Source organism: Aeromonas veronii (assembly GCA_041319085.1).
GTDB lineage: Bacteria > Pseudomonadota > Gammaproteobacteria > Enterobacterales > Aeromonadaceae > Aeromonas > Aeromonas veronii_F.
Genome location: CP101033.1, coordinates 1897886 through 1912296, shown reverse-complemented (window position 1 = coordinate 1912296; position 14411 = coordinate 1897886). Strand labels below are relative to the sequence as shown.

13 protein-coding genes and 1 other annotated feature are annotated in these 14411 nt (G+C 61.2%); of the genes, 11 read left to right on the top strand and 2 right to left on the bottom strand.

From position 1 onward, the window contains the following. Nucleotides 1-56: 56 nt before the first annotated feature. Entirely contained in the window at nt 57-302 is a 246-nt protein-coding gene (locus NMD14_09145; GenBank protein XEI34523.1) for a hypothetical protein, read from the bottom strand. 188 nt (nt 303-490) lie between these two features. Then, nucleotides 491-615 (top strand) — a sequence feature (His leader region). 29 nt (nt 616-644) lie between these two features. Between NMD14_09145 and hisG the strand changes: the two genes are divergently transcribed. From hisG to hisIE, 8 genes are all read left to right on the top strand, one after another. Next, nucleotides 645-1541: an ATP phosphoribosyltransferase gene (hisG, locus tag NMD14_09140; protein XEI34522.1), complete on the top strand. Its 897-nt coding sequence runs from the start codon at nt 645-647 to the stop codon at nt 1539-1541. Nucleotides 1542-1553: 12 nt separating this feature from the next. After that, nucleotides 1554-2879, top strand: a complete 1326-nt coding sequence (hisD, locus tag NMD14_09135) for a histidinol dehydrogenase (GenBank protein ID XEI34521.1) — start codon at nt 1554-1556, stop codon at nt 2877-2879. Continuing rightward, nucleotides 2876-3946, top strand: a complete 1071-nt coding sequence (hisC, locus tag NMD14_09130; protein XEI34520.1) for a histidinol-phosphate transaminase — start codon at nt 2876-2878, stop codon at nt 3944-3946. The genes hisD and hisC overlap by 4 nt, the downstream gene beginning before the upstream one ends. Nucleotides 3947-3961: 15 nt before the next feature. After that, nucleotides 3962-5071, top strand: coding sequence for a bifunctional histidinol-phosphatase/imidazoleglycerol-phosphate dehydratase HisB (gene hisB, locus NMD14_09125; GenBank protein XEI34519.1), 1110 nt, complete (start codon nt 3962-3964; stop codon nt 5069-5071). Between the two features lie 82 nt (nt 5072-5153). Further along, nucleotides 5154-5789: an imidazole glycerol phosphate synthase subunit HisH gene (gene hisH / locus NMD14_09120; protein XEI34518.1), complete on the top strand. Its 636-nt coding sequence runs from the start codon at nt 5154-5156 to the stop codon at nt 5787-5789. Next, nucleotides 5790-6551, top strand: a complete 762-nt coding sequence (gene hisA / locus NMD14_09115; GenBank protein ID XEI34517.1) for a 1-(5-phosphoribosyl)-5-[(5-phosphoribosylamino)methylideneamino]imidazole-4-carboxamide isomerase — start codon at nt 5790-5792, stop codon at nt 6549-6551. It begins immediately after the preceding gene. Continuing rightward, on the top strand, nt 6551-7324 hold the full coding sequence (gene hisF, locus NMD14_09110) for an imidazole glycerol phosphate synthase subunit HisF (GenBank protein ID XEI34516.1): 774 nt from the start codon (nt 6551-6553) through the stop codon (nt 7322-7324). Before hisA ends, hisF begins: the two co-directional genes overlap by 1 nt. Beyond that, on the top strand, nt 7317-7967 hold the full coding sequence (gene hisIE, locus NMD14_09105; GenBank protein XEI34515.1) for a bifunctional phosphoribosyl-AMP cyclohydrolase/phosphoribosyl-ATP diphosphatase HisIE: 651 nt from the start codon (nt 7317-7319) through the stop codon (nt 7965-7967). The genes hisF and hisIE overlap by 8 nt, the downstream gene beginning before the upstream one ends. Nucleotides 7968-8264: 297 nt before the next feature. Here the strand turns inward: hisIE and NMD14_09100 are convergent, their stop codons facing one another. Next, on the bottom strand, nt 8265-8861 hold the full coding sequence (locus tag NMD14_09100; GenBank protein XEI34514.1) for a DUF922 domain-containing Zn-dependent protease: 597 nt from the start codon (nt 8859-8861) through the stop codon (nt 8265-8267). A 525-nt stretch (nt 8862-9386) separates the two neighbouring features. Here NMD14_09100 and dcuC point away from each other — a divergent pair. The 3 genes from dcuC to NMD14_09085 all read left to right on the top strand — a co-directional run bounded on the left by dcuC (nt 9387) and on the right by NMD14_09085 (nt 14313). After that, nucleotides 9387-10739, top strand: a complete 1353-nt coding sequence (gene dcuC / locus NMD14_09095; GenBank protein ID XEI34513.1) for an anaerobic C4-dicarboxylate transporter DcuC — start codon at nt 9387-9389, stop codon at nt 10737-10739. A 90-nt stretch (nt 10740-10829) separates the two neighbouring features. Further along, nucleotides 10830-12476 carry a bifunctional metallophosphatase/5'-nucleotidase gene (locus NMD14_09090; GenBank protein XEI34512.1) on the top strand — a complete coding sequence of 549 codons (1647 nt, stop codon included), beginning with the start codon at nt 10830-10832 and terminating at the stop codon, nt 12474-12476. Between the two features lie 193 nt (nt 12477-12669). After that, the gene (locus tag NMD14_09085) at nt 12670-14313 is read left to right on the top strand and encodes a hypothetical protein (GenBank protein XEI34511.1); all 1644 of its coding nucleotides are present in this window, start codon (nt 12670-12672) and stop codon (nt 14311-14313) included. The last annotated feature ends 98 nt before the right edge of the window (nt 14314-14411 follow it).

Sequence of the window (14411 nt, the reverse complement as noted above, 5' to 3'; positions counted from 1 at the left end):
GCAGCAAAAGCGGCCATTATGCCAAAAGCGTGGCAAAAGCGGGACAGATAATCTGCCTAGACGAACAGATCGATCTGATGGTCGGGATCCGGCTTGTGATCGTCCTCTTCCGCCTTCGGCTGATCACGCTTGGCGGGCGTGCTATATGCCTGCTGGCGCTGCTGGGAGTCACTGTTGTCAGTGCTGGTCTTGCGCAGCTGGTGTTTCTTGCTGATCTGGTTCACTTCCCGCTTGATCTCTTCGCTGCCGGGCGCGGCGGGCGCCCGGGGCAAAATGGGGAACAATAGGTCCTGGCTAGGCATGATGGCGACTCCTGCAAGGGGTGATTGTATAGTTATCGACCAGAAAACCGTTTTCTCAACTTTAATCGATCAAATCACAATTTCGGGTTGCATTTTCTGTCAAGGCAGGTAGTTTAAATGAGGCGTCAACTACGACATCTTATTTTGTAAAGGATTTATTACATGCAGTTCACCAACCTGAAGACTCATCACCACCATCATCATCCCGACTAGTCTTTCAGGAGGTTGACTGCTGGAAGACACTTAACTGGTGACTTCCAAAAGGACCGCAAGATTCATAAACCCTCGGAAGCACACACTTCCGAGGGTTTTTTCGTTTTTGACTAGAAGGAAATCGAGCAAATGGAAACACAACGTCTGCGTATCGCCATGCAAAAGTCCGGTCGTCTGAGCCAGGACTCCCAAGCCCTGTTCAAGAGCTGTGGCCTCAAGATCAACCTGCGCGAGCAGCGCCTTATCGCCCATGTCGAGAACATGCCCATCGATATCTTGCGGGTACGCGATGACGACATCCCGGGGTTGGTGATGGAAGGGGTGGTTGACCTTGGCATCATCGGCGAGAACGTGCTGGAAGAGGTGCAGCTTATTCGCGCCTCACAGGGCCTGCCCTTCGAGGTCAAAACCCTCAAGCAGCTGGACTTTGGCGGCTGCCGCCTCTCGCTGGCGGTGCCGGAAGATGTGACCTACACAGGGCCAGCGAGCCTTGCCGGCAAACGCATTGCCACCTCCTACCCCGGGCTGCTCAAGCGCTTCTTTGACGAAAAGGGGCTTGGCTTCAAGAGCGTGATGCTGGGCGGCTCGGTGGAAGTGGCACCGCGCGCGGGTCTCGCCGATGCCATCTGCGATCTGGTCTCCACTGGCGCGACACTGGAGGCTAACGGCCTGAAAGAAGTAGAGGTGATATACCGCTCCAAGGCAGTACTGGTGCAGGCGCCCAACCCCTTGTCCGATGCCAAGCAGAAGCTCATCGACAAATTGCTGCCCCGCATTCAGGGGATGCAGCAGGCGCGCGAGAGCAAGTACATCATGCTGCACGCCCCCAAAGACAAGCTCGATGCCATCACCGATCTGTTGCCGGGTGCCGAGCGCCCCACCATCATGCAGTTGGCCGGTGACACCAATCAGGTGGCGCTGCACGTCGTCTCCAGCGAGACCCTGTTCTGGGAGACCATGGAGCAGCTCAAGGCCCTCGGTGCCAGCTCAATTCTGGTGCTGCCCATCGAAAAAATGATGGAATAAGGAAGGGACATCATGCAGACCCTGATCTGGAAGACCCTCTCCCCCGCCCAGCAGGCCGATGTGCTGACCCGGCCCGCCCTCAATGACGAGGCCGATATTGGTGCCGTGGTGCGGGATATCATTGCAGCGGTGCGCAGCCGGGGCGATGAGGCCCTGCGCGAGCTGAGCCAGCGCTTCGAGCGCGCCCCCCGTGAACAGTTGCGCGTCAGCGAAACCGAAATTGAAGCTGCCTGCGCACGACTGGATGACGACATCAAAAACGCCATCGAGGCGGCCATCGCCAATATTCGCACCTTCCACGCCGCGCAGGTGCAGCCGGTAGTGCGTGTGGAAACCCAGCCCGGGGTGGTGTGCGAGCTGCGCACCCAGCCCATCAACCGGGTCGGTCTCTATGTGCCGGGGGGCAGCGCACCGCTCCCCTCCACCGTGATGATGCTGGCTATTCCGGCTGCTATCGCCGGTTGCCGTGAAGTGGTGCTCTGCACCCCGTCCCCCGCAAGCGACGAGATCCTGTTTGCCGCCCGCGCCTGCGGCGTCGAGAAGGTGTTCGCCATCGGCGGCGCCCAGGCCATCGCGGCCATGGCTTACGGCACCGAAAGCATTCCCAAGGTGGACAAGATCTTCGGCCCGGGCAACGCCTATGTGACCGAAGCTAAGGGGCAGGTTTCCTGCGACTGGCGCGGCGCCGCCATCGACATGCCCGCTGGCCCCTCCGAGGTGCTGGTGATTGCGGACGAGAGCGCCAACCCGGCCTTCGTGGCGGCGGATCTGCTCTCCCAGGCCGAGCATGGCCCCGACAGTCAGGTTGTGCTGGTGACCACCTCGCCACTGCTGGCCGATGCCATCGCTGGCGAAATCAAGAGCCAGCTGGCCAAGTTGAGCCGCCGCGATATCGCCGCCCAGGCGCTCGGCAGTAGTCTGGTGATCCTCTGTGACGATCTGGCCGAGGCGTGTGCCATCTCCAACGCCTACGCGCCGGAGCACCTGATCGTGCAGACCCGCGCCCCCCGTGATCTGCTGGAGAAACTCGAGAACGCCGGCTCCATCTTTCTGGGAGCATGGACACCGGAATCGGTCGGCGATTACGCCAGCGGCACCAATCACACCCTGCCCACCTATGGCTATGCCCGCACCTGCTCGAGCCTTGGCCTCGCCGATTATCAGCGCCGCTATACGGTGCAGGAGCTGAGCGAGCGTGGCATTCAGGGCCTTGGCCCCATTGTCGAGCGCATTGCTCAGGCCGAAGGGCTCGATGGCCACAAAAATGCCGTCACCCTCAGGTTGAACGCCCTGGCCGCAGCGTCCCAACAAACAGCACAGCAGAAGGATTTGTCATGAGCATTGCCAATCTGGCGCGCCGCGTGGTGCGGGCCCTCACCCCTTATCAATCCGCCCGCCGTATCGGCGGCAAGGGCCACGTCTGGCTCAACGCCAACGAGGCGCCACAGGCCTATCCCTTCACCATCGAGGGGAGCCGCCTCAACCGCTACCCCGAGTGCCAACCGGCCGAGGTGGTGCACGGCTATGCCGCCTATGCCGGGGTTAATCCGGATCAGGTGCTGGTGAGCCGTGGCGCCGACGAGGCCATCGAGCTGCTTATTCGCACCTTCTGCGAAGCGGGTGAAGATCAGATCCTCATCTGCCCGCCCACCTACGGCATGTACGCCATCAGCGCCGAGACCTGCGGCGTCGGTATCGTCGAGCAGCCGCTGACTGCCGGCCGCCAGCCCGACTGGCCCGCCATCGCGGATCGCCTCAGTGACGTGAAGCTGGTGTTTCTCTGCTCCCCCAACAACCCCACCGGGGATCTGGTGGGGCGCGACGGCCTTATCGCCCTGCTGGAAAAAGCTCGGGATCGCGCCATCGTGGTGGTGGACGAGGCCTATATCGAGTTCTGCCCCGAGGCGTCTGTGGTGGACCTGCTGGCCCGTTCCCCCAATCTGGTGGTGACCCGCACCCTCTCCAAGGCCTTTGCCCTAGCGGGGATCCGCTGCGGCTTTACGCTGGCAAACCCCGAGGTTATCGCCATGCTGGCCAAGGTGATCGCCCCCTATCCCATCCCCGAGCCCATCGCCCAGATCGCGGCGCAGGCTCTCTCCCCCATGGGACTGGAGCTGATGCGCGAGCGAGTGATAGAGCTCAACAAGCAAAAAGCCGCCTTCAAGGCCGCGCTCGGCGAACTTTCTTGCGTCAAAGGGGTGTTCGAGGACAAGGGCAACTTCGTGCTGGTGCGCTTTGTGGATGGCGCAACCGTCTTTGCTGCCATGAAGGCCGCCGGCATCATACTGCGGGATTTCTCCAGCAAGCCGGGCCTGGATAACAGCATTCGCGTCACCATCGGCTATCAGGGCGAGATGGATGCCGTGCTGGCGGTACTGCGTGATCTGCCCTCTCCCACTTTGTAAGACAAGGATGTAGCGATGAAGACCCCGTTTTTGTTTATCGACCGCGACGGCACCCTGATTGAAGAGCCGGTGACCGACAAGCAGGTGGACAGCCTCGCCAAGCTGCGCTTCGAGCCCATGGTCATTCCGGTGCTGCGCGAGTTGCAGGCTGCTGGCTACGTGCTGGTGATGGTGACCAACCAGGATGGGCTGGGCACCGCCAGCCTGCCGCTGGAGAACTTCCAGCCCCCTCACGACCTGATGATGCACCTGTTTGAATCGCAAGGGGTGAAGTGGGAACAGGTGCTGATCTGCCCGCACTTCCCCACCGACGGCTGTAGCTGCCGCAAGCCCCATCTCGGGCTGGTGAAGGAGTACCTCGCCTCCGGTCGCATCGACTTTGCCAACTCCTTCGTGATTGGCGATCGCCAGACCGATCTGCAACTTGCCGAGAACATGGGCATTGGCGGTATTCGCTACCACCCGCAGGATCACAACTGGCTCGCCATCCGTGATCAGCTACTCTCCAAGGGGCGCGTGGCCGAGGTGGAGCGCTACACCAAGGAGACCCGCATCCAGGTGGCCGTTGATTTGGATAAAAGTGGTGGCAACCAGATCGCCACCGGCATCGGCTTCTTCGATCACATGCTGGATCAGATAGCCACCCACGCGGGATTCCGCCTCAAGCTTAAAGTGAGCGGCGATCTGCATATCGACGATCACCACACGGTGGAAGATGTGGGGCTGGCGCTGGGTCAGGCGCTGCGTCAGGCCCTTGGCAACAAGCGCGGCATCGGCCGCTTCGGCTTCGTGCTGGCGATGGATGAAGTGCAGGCAGTGATCGATGCGCGCCCGCTGACCGAGCTGGAGGTGAGCACCGCGCTGGACTTGAGCGGTCGCCCCTACTTCGTATTCGACTGTCCGAGCGGCTTTGGCCGCGACAACGTGGGCGAGATGGCCACCGAGATGGTGCCCCACTTCTTCCGCTCACTCTCCGATGCCATGGCCATCACCTTGCAGATGAAGGTGGGCAGAGGCAACACCCACCATCAGGTGGAGGCGCTGTTCAAAGGCTTTGGCCGCGCCCTGCGTCAGTCCATTCGGGTGGAAGGAAGCGACCTTCCCTCCAGCAAGGGAGTGCTGTGATGGATGTGAGCAAGCAGAAGCTGGTCATTATCGATACCGCATTGATGGTGCAAATCTCGCCAATCGACATGGGTAAAACACGATGAACAAGCAAAAACTGGTCATCATCGACACCGGCTGCGCCAATCTGGCCTCGGTCAGAATGGCGTTCGAGCGCCTCGGCGTGACGCCGCTGGTCTCCAGCCAGGCGGCCGATATCGAGCAGGCCGACAAGCTGATCCTGCCCGGTGTCGGCACCGCGGTGGCCGCCATGAAAAACCTCAACGAACGGGGGCTGGTGCCCCTTATTCGCGCCGCCAAGCAGCCGCTGCTGGGCTTTTGCCTCGGCATGCAGATGCTGGCGGAGGCCTCCGAAGAGAGCATGGGCACAGAGACTTCGGCAGAGCGGCTGATCGACTGCCTTGGCATAGTGCCGGGCAAGATCCGGCTGATGGAGGTAGGCAATCTGCGCCTGCCCCATATGGGCTGGAACCAGATTGAGCACGACGAGACCCATCCTCTGCTCAAGGGGATCCCGAGCGGCAGCTACTTCTACTTCGTGCACTCCTATGCGCTGGAGGTGACAGAAGCGACGCTGGCGACCTGCGACTACGGCAAGCCTTTTACCGCGATTGTCGCCGGGGTTGCAGAGCACAGTAACTTCTTCGGCGCCCAATTCCACCCGGAGCGCTCAGGCACAGCCGGTGCCCGTTTGCTGCAAAATTTTCTGGAGCTTTGAATGATCATTCCCGCAATTGACCTTATCAACGGTCAGGTAGTTCGCCTCTATCAGGGAGACTACGAGCAGAAGACCGAATACAGCAGCAGCCCGCAGGCCCGCTTCGACGAATATGTCTCCCAGGGGGCGGTGCAGCTCCATCTGGTGGATCTGGACGGTGCCAAGGATGCCAAGGCGCGCCAGCTGCCCCTGCTGACCCAACTGCTGTCGGCCACCGAAGCGCCGGTTCAGGTCGGCGGAGGCGTGCGCACCGAACAGGATGTGGCAGATCTGCTGGCCGCCGGTGCCAGCCGGGTGGTCATTGGCTCGACCGCCGTCAAATCCCCGGATCTGGTAGCGAGCTGGATGGAGAAATATGGCCCCGAGCAGATCGTGCTGGCACTGGACGTCAATATCGATGAGCAGGGCAATCGCCATATCGCGGTGGCAGGCTGGCAGGAGAACAGCGGCGTAACCATCGAGGCGCTGATCGAGCGCTTCCTCCCCGCCGGGCTCAAGCATGTGCTCTGCACCGACATCAGCCGTGACGGCACCCTGGCTGGCACCAACGTCGAGCTCTATCGGGATCTCTGCGCCCGCTACCCGGGCGTCGCCTTTCAGGCCTCCGGCGGCATTGGCGGCATCGCGGATATCGAGGCGCTCAAGGGCTCCGGCGTCAAGGGGATCATCCTTGGCCGCGCCCTGCTGGAGGGCAAGTTCTCGGTAGGTGACGCCATCGCCTGCTGGCAAGCTCCCGCAGCCGATACCAGAGGAGGCAACTGATGCTGGCAAGACGCATTATCCCCTGCCTAGACGTGAAAGATGGTGTGGTGGTCAAAGGGGTTCAGTTTCGCAACCACGAGGTGATGGGCGGCATTGTCGAGCTGGCGCGCCGCTACGCCGAGGAAGGGGCTGACGAGCTGGTGTTCTATGACATCACCGCCTCCAGCGACGAGCGGGTGGTGGACAAGAGCTGGGTGAGCCGGGTGGCGGAGGTGATCGATATCCCCTTCTGCGTCGCCGGTGGCATCAAAAGCGTGGAGGATGCCCGCCAGATCCTCGAATTTGGCGCCGACAAGGTCTCCATCAACTCTCCGGCCCTTGCCGACCCGACTCTGATCAGCCGACTGGCCGAGCGCTTTGGCGTGCAGTGCGTGGTGGTGGGCATTGACTCCTACTTCGACGCCGACACGGGCCACTATCAGGTCAAACAGTTTACCGGTGACGAGAGTCGCACCCGCACCACCGCCTGGCACACCCTCGACTGGGTACAGGAGGTGCAAAAACGCGGCGCGGGTGAAATCGTGCTGAACGTGATGAATCAGGACGGCATGCGTCAGGGTTATGATCTCGACCAGCTCAAGCTGGTGCGCAGCGTCTGCAAGGTGCCGCTGATCGCCTCCGGCGGCGCCGGTGCCATGGCACACTTTCGCGATGCCTTTACCCTCGCCGATGTGGACGGGGCGCTGGCCGCCTCCGTATTCCACAAGGGCCTGATCCCCATTCCCGAATTGAAACGCTGGCTGAAAACCGAAGGAGTCGCCATCCGTGAATAACTTCTCAGATAACACACAAACAACCGCCAGCGCGCGCCCCCTTGCCGAGCAGCTCGACTGGGAAAAGTGTGACGGTATGATCCCCGCCATCGTTCAGCATGCCGCCAGCGGCGAGGTGCTGATGCAGGGCTTTATGACCCGCGAGGCGCTGGAAAAGACCCAGACCACCGGTCAGGTCACCTTCTTTAGCCGCAGCAAACAGCGGCTCTGGACCAAGGGTGAAAGTTCGGGCAATGTGCTCCAACTCGTGGCCATCAGCACCGACTGCGATCAGGACTCCCTGCTGATTGCCGCCAACCCCGTCGGCCCCACTTGCCACAAAGGGACAACCTCCTGTTTCCATGGTCACCCGGTGCCGCCCCTCGGTTTTCTGGCAGAGCTGGAACAGGTGTTGGCCGCCCGCAAAGGGGCCGATCCGGCCACCAGCTACACCGCCAGCCTCTACGGCAAAGGCACCAAGCGCATCGCCCAGAAGGTCGGTGAAGAGGGTGTTGAAGTGGCGCTGGCCGCCATGGCCAAGGATCGGGAGGAACTCATTAACGAATCTGCCGATCTGCTCTACCACCTCACCGTGCTGCTGCAAAACGAAGGGCTGGGATTAGAGGATGTGGTGCAGCGGCTTTATGAGCGGCATAACAAATAAATGTTCATATTGCTTAACGGGCTAGTTAGCCCGTTAAGCTCATTCAACAACATCGCCAACGCCATCCCATCTCTATATGTCGATTAGTTGACAGGTTATTTAGCGGCAGCCAAATGAAATCGACATGAAAAACACTTCATTTACGACCTGATTTTATCGCCAGGCAAGAACACTACGTCCAAAGCCATGACTTTTTTATTGACGCGGTTACAGCCGACCTTAAAGCGGGCTATGTGAGTACGAGGATTACCATTTTAGTCATGTGCCGGCGCCATCAGCTGGATACGTCCACTGGTATCATTTGGGCCAGTGCACCCCGAGCTGTTCGCCGTAACCGGTCTGACGCTGGAAACCGTCGAATCGCCCTTTGACCTTGTTCAGTTCGCCACTGCCCGCCGCCCACGCGGCATAGCGCAGCGCCTGACAATCCGCATGACCGGGTAGTGCCGCAATGGCGCCGCCCACCTGATTGGCCCCTTGCAGCACCATCTCCTTGAAGCGGGATTCGTAATCAAACATGCTGGAGAGCAATCGTCCCCAGCGCTGACGGGCAGGATCGTGACTGTTCGCGCTCTGACGCCAGCGAGGCAGCAACACGGTGGCGTTGGTCGTGACCGTCACCCGGTTGAGCTGGCAGTGCCCCGGCAACTGCTCGGTATCCAGCTGCCAGTCCACCTGATAACTCGCCTTGCCGAGCACGGGCTTGCCATTCACTTTGGGAGCACTCTGGGCTATTGCACGAGCAAGCTGATCCGGGCTGGTTACATTGACCTCATAAAAACGGACATTGATGCGGGACTCTGGCACCACTTGCGGCCGGCTCGGCTGAGCCTGACTCATCAGGGGCAACAGCAACAACCCGACCCCCACCACTCCATAAACCTTGCTGACCATGCCAGACGACCTTCCTTGATTGCACGGGCGGAGTACCAATCTTGGTGAAACCCACCGCCACACAGATGACGGGTATAGCCTATGTGTGACGACGAGTCGGCGCAATACAATGATGTGCCTAGAAATCAGAGCACGCTCACAGGTTGCGTGAGCAGAGTATGACATACGGCCAAATCTGTATGCTTAATGAGCAGAGCGACTGCCGTGCTGTCCGTCGAGGAGGTCGTTTTTCACCTTGATGTTATGACCATCTATCTGAATAAGATGATCATTTTTAATAACGGTTGGCAAAAAAGCACTGATCTACCTCCTCATTGAGCCACCGCTCGCAAAGACCCTACGTTCCCGCTTTGGCCCAGAATCGCGAGGTAGCCAACCCCGCTGGGTGAAGTGCCTTTACCTGTCTTTCAATGCTGTTCGCAGGGTTAAACGTTGATTTAGCTCACACAACATCCTGTTTTCCGTCGCCACTCTACCCCTATCGGAATAGACTCTCTCCACTTTCATCCAATCAGAAGGCAACATATGCTGGAACTCATCGTTGGCACCCTGGTCACCCTGGTGGTGGGCCGTGCCATTTTCAAAGGATACTCCGCGACCGGGGTGCTGCTGAGCGGCGGCTTGCTGCTGCTGGTCATCACCGCCATGATGGGCAAGCCGGTCCTACCGAGCAAGGTAGTCAGCACCGGTTACATCGCGACCGATATCTTCGAATACGTCCGCTTCCTGCTCAATGACCGTGGCGGTGGACTGGGGATGCTGATCATGGTGCTGTGCGGCTTCGCCGGTTACATGAGCCATATTGGCGCCAACACCATTCTGGTCAAGCTGGCCAGCAAACCACTCGGCATCATCAAGTCCCCTTATATCCTGCTGGTGGCAGCCTATCTGGTTGCCTGCGCCATGTCGCTGGCGGTGAGCTCTGCAACCGGTCTGGGTGTACTGCTGATGGCTACCCTGTTCCCGCTGATGGTCAACATGGGGATCTCCCGTGGCGCGGCTGCGGCCGTGTGCGCCTCGCCAGCCGCCATCATTCTGTCACCGACCTCCGGTGACGTGGTGATGGCCGCCCAAGCCGCCAACATGCCGCTGCTGGATTTCGCCTTCAAGCTGACTCTGCCCATCTCGCTGGTGGCGATCGCCTGCATGGCGGTGACCCACTTCTTCTGGCAGCGCTACCTTGACCAGAAGTCCGGCGAGCACAATGAGCCGGTCGCCCCGGGTGATCTGCTGACCAGCGCCCCCGCCTTCTACGCCATCCTGCCGTTCACCCCCATCATCGGGGTGCTGATATTTGACGGCAAATGGGGCCCGCAGCTCGATATCGTCACCATCATCGTGATGTGCATGGTGCTGGCCAGCCTGCTGGAACTCGTCCGTATCCGCAATGGCAAGGAGCTGCTGGACGGTCTGCAGGTCTGCTGGCGCAACATGGCTGACGCTTTCGCCGGTGTGGTCATGCTGCTGGTCGGTGCCGGTGTGTTCGCCCAGGGTCTGATGACCATCGGCTTTATCGACACCCTGCTGACCCACGCCCAGGATCTCGGCTCGGGCGGCATGATCATGATGCTGTCACTGGTGGTGATCACCACCTTGGCTGCTTTCACCACCGGCTCGGGCAATGCTCCCTTCTACGCCTTCGTGGAGCTGATCCCCAACCTGGCCAGCAGCCTTGGCATCAACCCGGCCTATCTGGTGATCCCGATGCTGCAAGCCTCCAACCTGGGTCGCACCATTTCGCCGGTCTCCGGTGTGGTGGTCGCCTGTGCGGGGATGGGCAAGCTCTCGCCGTTCGAGGTGGTCAAACGTACCTCCCTGCCAGTGGGCGTCGGCCTGCTGGTGGTGATCATCGCCACCCAGATCATGGTGCCCGCCTGATCGCTGACCAGCCCGGCACCCTGCCGGGCTGGTATCCTCCCCCCCGTTTGCAGTAGACTCGGTGCTCATTTCCCCCTAAGGAGGACCGAGATGAGTATTACGGTTCAACTTGCCCATTTCAGTGATTGCCACTCCCACTTCGATGGCGCGCCGATGAGCTTCTCCCCTGTCGGTGAAGGCCAGTGGCGCACCCAGTGCGGCGGTTATGCCCGGATCCTGACCCGACTGACCCAACTGCGCACCCGAGCCGCAGCAGCCGGTCAGCGTTTTCTGTTTCTGCACGGTGGTGACTCCTTTCAGGGCTCTCTCTATTTCAACCGCTTCAAAGGGCGCGCTAACGCCGACCTGCTCGCCATGCTGGCCCCCGATGCCATGGTGCTCGGCAACCACGAGTTCGATCTGGGCAACGGCCCGCTGGTGGAGTTCTTGCGCCAGCTCGATTTTCCGGTGCTGGCCGCCAATCTGGATAACAGCCAGGAGCCAGCCGACACAACCCTCGGGCTGTGGGATATCCCTCACCTCTACGACGCCCATCAGCCCTGGCATCGCCGGGTGATCGACGGGGTTCCCTTTGCGCTGCTCGGCATCACCCTCGCCCAGATGGCCGCCATCGCCAACCCGGATCCTCACACCCGTTTTCACGCGGTCACCGACACCCTCACCAAGGTGCTGCGGGAGATAAAGAGCGAAGGGATCCAGCATATTGTGCTGCTGAGCCACCTCGGGCTGGATCAGGACAAGCTGCTGGCCGAGCGCTTCCCCGAGCTCAGCCTCATCATCGGCGGCCACACCCACAGCCTGCTGGGGGATCTCGCGCCGCTGGGTCTGCAAAGTGAAGGGACCTATCCGCTGATGAACAACGGGGTGGCCATTCTGCACGCTGGCCACAGCGCCCTCTGCCTCGGTGTCTGCGAGCTCACCTTCGATGAGGCGGGCCGCGTCGTGCAGAGTCAGGGACAGCTGGAGTGGCTCCCCTGGCAGCCCTGGCCCTTTGCCTCCACCCCACCCGCCGGGCTCACCTTCTGCGAGCCTGATCCACAGCTTGAACAACATCTGGCCAAACGCTATCGGCCGGAGATCGAGACCATGAGCCAACGCATCGTCACCCGGCTGGTGGCGCCACTGCCCCATCAGCGGCTACCGGATGCCACCCTGCCCCACGGCAGCCACATTGCCCCGCTGGTGGCCCGCGCCATGCTGACCGCCGCCCGCGAGCAGGTGGGTGAGGTGGACTTTGCCCTGCACAACGCCGGTGGCGTGCGCTGCTCGCTGGAGCCAGGCCCCTTGAGCGAAGCGGATATTGCCGGTCGCCTGTTGCCCTTTGCCATTCCCCTCACCCTCTATCGGGTGCACGGTCACGAGCTGGCGGAAGCGCTGGAGAATGCCATCGACAACGCAACCAACAACGGCGTGCTCGGCAATGGTAATGGCAGCTTCCCCTACACCGCAGGGGTGCGATTCACCTATCAAGCCAGTCTGCCCAAGGGCCAGCGCATCACCCGACTGGAGTGGGAAGCCGCCCCCGGCCAGTGGCAAGCGGTCAATGCCGAACAGGTCTATCGCGGGGTGTCGAGCGCCTATACCGCCTCCGGCAAGGAGGGCTACACCGCACTGGCGCGCACCTTGACCCAGCACAATCAGGAGCTCGGCATCACCCTGGCCGACGCCTTTATTCGCTGGGCCCGCCATCTGCCCACACTGGCAGCGCAACCGCCCCTGCTTGAGTACATCAGTTGACACAGAGCGGGGATGGCGGTTGCCACATCCCCCCCCTGACGGCCAATATTGCCGCAGCCAGCGCCCGGTTCCCTGCAAGAACCGGGCTTTTTCGAGAATATTTGCCCCACACGGGCCCGCCCCATTGCATCGCACTCACTAGCTCGGCAAGATAGGCCCGCTTTCAAGATCAGCAGCAGGAACAGGCGACTTCATGAATCACTCCATCCGTTTCACCCCTCCTCGCGTCAACCCGGGCATCAAGCCAGCCATCGTGCTGCTGACCGCCCTGCTGGCGCTGCTCTTCTGTCTGCGCAACCCGCTCTTCCACGCCATGGCGCCGGGCTTTGATGCCTCGCTGTTCGCGGTGATGGGCAAGATGTGGAGCGAAGGGGGTGTGCTCTATCGCGACATGATCGACATCAAGGGGCCGATGATCTTCGCCCTCGATGCGCTGGGCTACGGTCTGGGGGGATTTGTCGGGATCTGGGCCCTGGAGTGGGTGCTTTGCTGGCTCGGACTGCTGGCCAGCTGGCAGGCCTTTGCCCAGCTTGGTCTCTCGTTAAAGGCGCGCCTCGGCGCCATGCTGGCGGTGCTGGCTCTCTACGGCACCCGTTACTACTACGGCAACATGACCGAGGACTGGACCTTCCACCTCGCCCTCATCGCCCAGTGGGCCTTTATCACCCTGCTGCTGGACAAGGGATTTCGCTGGTGGCCCGCACTGGTGGCGGCTCTCACCTTCGCCATCGTCGCCTGGATGCGCACCAACAACGGCGCCTTCTGGGGTGCCTGGTATCTGGTGCTGTTCTGCCACTGGTGTCTGCATGAAAAGTGGCGCGATGCCATCTTGCTGCTCATCTCCAGCCTGCTGGGGCTGGCGCTGATTGGCGGCCCGCTTTACGCCTACTTCCAGCAGCATGAACTGCTGGCGGCCTTCAAATACTACGCCTTCGACATCTTCTTCGAAGGGAGCTATGGCAACGGCTTCTCCCCCATGGTGGGCGCCGTCGGCCTGCTGCGCACCGGCCTCATCATGTTGCTGCCCGCCTTCATCATCCTGATGCTGAGCCGCCGTCAGGAGTGGTATCTGCCCGCTCTGCTGGCAACCCTGTTTGGGGTGCTGTTCACCCTGATCGCCAACTCGGTCTCCGGCCATGTGTTCGATCACTACGATGTGCTCTATCTGCAACTGGCAGTGCTGCCGCTGGCGGTATTGCTGGATCGCAGCGAACAGCAGGTAGATGCCATCGGCCTGCTCTGCATCTCGCTAGTTGTCTTGACCGCCAGCTGGCTGCTGGCCCAGCATCTCGCCTTTGGCTGGAGCACCAAGGAGTGGTCCCTCGAGCGAGTCAACGAGGTGCTCGGCACCAGTCTGCTGTGGGCGCTGCCGGTGCTGATCCTCATCCCCCTCTGGCGCGCCTGGGATGTGCGCAGTGCCACCCCCTGGCTGGCGACGCTGGCCATGCTGCTGCTGATGATCAACAACGCCTGGGAAGGGACCCTCAAGGGGCGCCCCTTCAATCCGGCGGCGCAGGTACGGGTCGATCGCATCAAGGCCGAGACAGTCCCAAGCGACAAGATCTGGGTCGATGGCATCCAGCCGCAATATTATCTCTGGACTGATCGCCAGCCGGCGTCCGCCTATCTCTTCTTTGCCAACGTCAATCCGCCCTATGATGTGCGCGAGCGAGTGCTGGCCGATATCCAGCGCCAGAACCCGAAGTTCATCATCGCCAAGCCGGATCGGGTGAGCGAGGAGCTTAAAAAACCCAGCTCCCCCTCCCATCTCGCCTTCTATCAATACCTAACCAGCCACTACGAAGAGGTAGATCCGGGTCTCTATCGCCGACGCTGATCGTCCATCGCACCCCACAGGGCGGCCATTGTTGCAATGGCCGCCCTTTTTATTGCGCCAGAACGCCTGGCAGCGGCGGTCCGCAGTAGGCAAGCCCG

Coding starts and splice junctions, on each gene's coding strand:
- hisG (XEI34522.1), top strand. CDS start 645: ATGGAAACACAACGTCTGCGTATCGCCATGCAAAAGTCCGGTCGTCTG.
- hisH (XEI34518.1), top strand. CDS start 5,154: ATGAACAAGCAAAAACTGGTCATCATCGACACCGGCTGCGCCAATCTG.
- NMD14_09145 (XEI34523.1), bottom strand. CDS start 302: ATGCCTAGCCAGGACCTATTGTTCCCCATTTTGCCCCGGGCGCCCGCC.
- hisD (XEI34521.1), top strand. CDS start 1,554: ATGCAGACCCTGATCTGGAAGACCCTCTCCCCCGCCCAGCAGGCCGAT.
- NMD14_09090 (XEI34512.1), top strand. CDS start 10,830: ATGAGTATTACGGTTCAACTTGCCCATTTCAGTGATTGCCACTCCCAC.
- NMD14_09100 (XEI34514.1), bottom strand. CDS start 8,861: ATGGTCAGCAAGGTTTATGGAGTGGTGGGGGTCGGGTTGTTGCTGTTG.
- hisA (XEI34517.1), top strand. CDS start 5,790: ATGATCATTCCCGCAATTGACCTTATCAACGGTCAGGTAGTTCGCCTC.
- hisC (XEI34520.1), top strand. CDS start 2,876: ATGAGCATTGCCAATCTGGCGCGCCGCGTGGTGCGGGCCCTCACCCCT.
- dcuC (XEI34513.1), top strand. CDS start 9,387: ATGCTGGAACTCATCGTTGGCACCCTGGTCACCCTGGTGGTGGGCCGT.
- hisB (XEI34519.1), top strand. CDS start 3,962: ATGAAGACCCCGTTTTTGTTTATCGACCGCGACGGCACCCTGATTGAA.
- NMD14_09085 (XEI34511.1), top strand. CDS start 12,670: ATGAATCACTCCATCCGTTTCACCCCTCCTCGCGTCAACCCGGGCATC.
- hisF (XEI34516.1), top strand. CDS start 6,551: ATGCTGGCAAGACGCATTATCCCCTGCCTAGACGTGAAAGATGGTGTG.